This window comes from Paraburkholderia sp. EG304, assembly GCF_046543485.1.
GTDB lineage: Bacteria > Pseudomonadota > Gammaproteobacteria > Burkholderiales > Burkholderiaceae > Paraburkholderia > Paraburkholderia youngii.
This window is the reverse complement of record NZ_JBKGUA010000481.1, coordinates 1-254: the sequence shown is the minus strand read 5'-3', so window position 1 is coordinate 254 and position 254 is coordinate 1. Positions and strand designations below refer to the sequence as shown.

At 55.5% G+C, this 254-nt stretch carries 1 protein-coding gene; it reads right to left on the bottom strand.

Translation table 11 applies throughout. The features are described from left to right. Positions 1-111: 111 nt before the first annotated feature. Positions 112-237 (bottom strand): hypothetical protein, encoded by a 126-nt coding sequence (locus ACLFKU_RS44835; RefSeq protein ID WP_410853532.1) that lies wholly within the window; start codon positions 235-237, stop codon positions 112-114. Positions 238-254: the final 17 nt, after the last annotated feature.

The window sequence follows — 254 nt, the reverse complement described above, 5'->3', positions numbered from 1 at the left end:
CCGCTTCAGAACCTTGGCGATGCCCGGAGCAAGCGTCGTTCGTGGGGTCAGTATCTTCTTCATCGTTTGGCCAAAGCGTTCTCGTCAGCCTCGAATTTTACCTCCCTCGCGTTAATGCGACAGAGCCAAGTCATCGACGATGAGCACCGGAACGCGCACGAACTGCTGCAACTTGCGTTCATAAAGCTCAGTCGCCCGTGCTGCATGCAGCTTCTTGAGCAATTCGGTTTGCGTGATGAACAGGACATCGCGGC